The organism is Enterococcus durans NBRC 100479 = LMG 10746, from assembly GCF_001544215.1.
Lineage (GTDB): Bacteria > Bacillota > Bacilli > Lactobacillales > Enterococcaceae > Enterococcus_B > Enterococcus_B durans.
Map to the genome: position 1 here is coordinate 1 of NZ_BCQB01000097.1, position 3,277 is coordinate 3,277.

The 3,277-nt window shown below is 49.5% G+C and carries 2 rRNA genes; both read right to left on the minus strand.

Annotation, left to right across the window (positions count from 1 at the left end):
- Positions 1-116 (minus strand): 5S ribosomal RNA (gene rrf / locus ED2_RS14325).
- A gap of 92 nt (positions 117-208) precedes the next feature.
- Positions 209-3,122, minus strand: a 23S ribosomal RNA gene (locus tag ED2_RS14330).
- Between the last annotated feature and the right edge of the window lie 155 nt (positions 3,123-3,277).

Sequence of the window (3,277 nt, forward strand, 5' to 3'; positions counted from 1 at the left end):
GCGTGGCGACGTCCTACTCTCACAAGGGGCAACCCCTCACTACAATCGGCGCTAAGAAGCTTAACTTCTGTGTTCGGCATGGTTACAGGTGTATCCTTCTCGCTATCGCCACCACACTGTGGTGTTATCTTTTATTGAGTTTGCATTTTGCTCACTCAAAACTGGATTTGAAGTTTAAGTAATGTCCGAGTTCTTTTCTTTTAACCATTTGGTTAAGTCCTCGATCGATTAGTATCAGTCCGCTCCAACCATCACTGGCCTTCCACTCCTGACCTATCTACCTGATCATCTCTCAGGGATCTTACTTTCTTAAAGAAATGGGAAATCTCATCTTGAGGTGGGCTTCACACTTAGATGCTTTCAGCGTTTATCCCTTCCCTACATAGCTACCCAGCAATGCCCTTGGCAGAACAACTGGTACACCAGCGGTAAGTCCATCCCGGTCCTCTCGTACTAAGGACAGCTCCTCTCAAATTTCCAACGCCCGCGACGGATAGGGACCGAACTGTCTCACGACGTTCTGAACCCAGCTCGCGTGCCGCTTTAATGGGCGAACAGCCCAACCCTTGGGACCGACTACAGCCCCAGGATGCGACGAGCCGACATCGAGGTGCCAAACCTCCCCGTCGATGTGGACTCTTGGGGGAGATAAGCCTGTTATCCCCAGGGTAGCTTTTATCCGTTGAGCGATGGCCCTTCCATGCGGAACCACCGGATCACTAAGCCCGACTTTCGTCCCTGCTCGACTTGTTGGTCTCGCAGTCAAGCTCCCTTCTGCCTTTACACTCTTCGAATGATTTCCAACCATTCTGAGGGAACCTTTGGGCGCCTCCGTTACCTTTTAGGAGGCGACCGCCCCAGTCAAACTGCCCATCTGACACTGTCTCCCACCACGATCAGTGGTGCGGGTTAGAGTGGCCATAACGCAGGGGTAGTATCCCACCAGCGCCTCCATCGAAACTAGCGTTCCGATTTCTACGGCTCCTACCTATCCTGTACATGCGGTACAGACACTCAATATCAAACTACAGTAAAGCTCCATGGGGTCTTTCCGTCCTGTCGCGGGTAACCTGCATCTTCACAGGTACTAAAATTTCACCGAGTCTCTCGTTGAGACAGTGCCCAAATCGTTACGCCTTTCGTGCGGGTCGGAACTTACCCGACAAGGAATTTCGCTACCTTAGGACCGTTATAGTTACGGCCGCCGTTTACTGGGGCTTCAATTCGTACCTTCGCTTACGCTAAGCACTCCTCTTAACCTTCCAGCACCGGGCAGGCGTCAGCCCCTATACTTCATCTTACGATTTTGCAGAGACCTGTGTTTTTGATAAACAGTCGCTTGGGCCTATTCACTGCGGCTGATCAAAGATCAGCACCCCTTCTCCCGAAGTTACGGGGTCATTTTGCCGAGTTCCTTAACGAGAGTTCTCTCGCTCACCTTAGGATTCTCTCCTCGACTACCTGTGTCGGTTTGCGGTACGGGTCATTGTTTTCTCACTAGAAGCTTTTCTTGGCAGTGTGACATCAGGAACTTCGGTACTATTATTTCCCTCCCCATCACAGCTTATCCGTGTAGACAGAAGCATTTGACTCCTATCAAGACTTACTGCTTGGACAGACATTTCCAATCGTCTGCATTCCTTAGCCTCCTGCGTCCCTCCATTGCTCAAACAAAAACAACGAGTACAGGAATATCAACCTGTTGTCCATCGCCTACGCCTGTCGGCCTCGGCTTAGGTCCCGACTAACCCTGGGCGGACGAGCCTTCCCCAGGAAACCTTAGTCATTCGGTGGACAGGATTCTCACCTGTCTTTCGCTACTCATACCGGCATTCTCACTTCTAAGCGCTCCAGCAGTCCTCACGATCTGCCTTCAACGCCCTTAGAACGCTCTCCTACCAATACACCTAATGGTGTACTCCACAGCTTCGGTAATATGTTTAGCCCCGGTACATTTTCGGCGCAGGGTCACTCGACTAGTGAGCTATTACGCACTCTTTAAATGGTGGCTGCTTCTGAGCCAACATCCTAGTTGTCTGTGCAACCCCACATCCTTTTCCACTTAACATATATTTTGGGACCTTAGCTGGTGGTCTGGGCTGTTTCCCTTTCGACTATGGATCTTATCACTCACAGTCTGACTCCCGGATATGAATGAATGGCATTCGGAGTTTATCTGAATTCGGTAACCCGAGATGGGCCCCTAGTCCAAACAGTGCTCTACCTCCATCATTCTCAAATCCGAGGCTAGCCCTAAAGCTATTTCGGAGAGAACCAGCTATCTCCAAGTTCGTTTGGAATTTCTCCGCTACCCACACCTCATCCCCGCACTTTTCAACGTACGTGGGTTCGGTCCTCCAGTGCGTTTTACCGCACCTTCAACCTGGACATGGGTAGATCACATGGTTTCGGGTCTACGACTACATACTCAAACGCCCTATTCAGACTCGCTTTCGCTGCGGCTCCGTCTCTTCGACTTAACCTCGCATGCAATCGTAACTCGCCGGTTCATTCTACAAAAGGCACGCCATCACCCATTAACGGGCTTTGACTTGTTGTAGGCACACGGTTTCAGGTTCTATTTCACTCCCCTTCCGGGGTGCTTTTCACCTTTCCCTCACGGTACTGGTTCACTATCGGTCACTAGGGAGTATTTAGCCTTGGGAGATGGTCCTCCCGGATTCCGACGGAATTCCTCGTGTTCCGCCGTACTCAGGATCCTCCTAGGTGCCTTCCAAATTTCATCTACGGGGTTTTTACCCTCTTTGACTGACTTTTCCAAGTCATTCGATTATCTGAAAGAACTACCATATTGGAGTCCTACAACCCCAATGAGCAAGCTCATTGGTTTGGGCTTTTCCCGTTTCGCTCGCCGCTACTCAGGGAATCGAATTTTCTTTCTCTTCCTGCAGGTACTTAGATGTTTCAGTTCTCTGCGTCTACCTCGAATGCGCTATGTATTCACGCAAACGTAACATCCTATAAAAGATGTTGGGTTTCCCCATTCGGAAATCTCTGGATCATAGCTTACGTACAGCTCCCCAAAGCATATCGGTGTTAGTCCCGTCCTTCATCGGCTCCTAGTGCCAAGGCATCCACCGTGCGCCCTTATTCACTTAACCTTATCAACCTTGCGGTTGGGTTTTGATCTTTCTTCTAGCGATAGAAGTCCAATCAAGAAAATAAGCAATTGAACTTATTAAAAAACTCATTCAACGCGGTGTTCTCGGTTTGTATTACTTAATTTACTTCAAATATCCAGTTTTCAATGAACAAA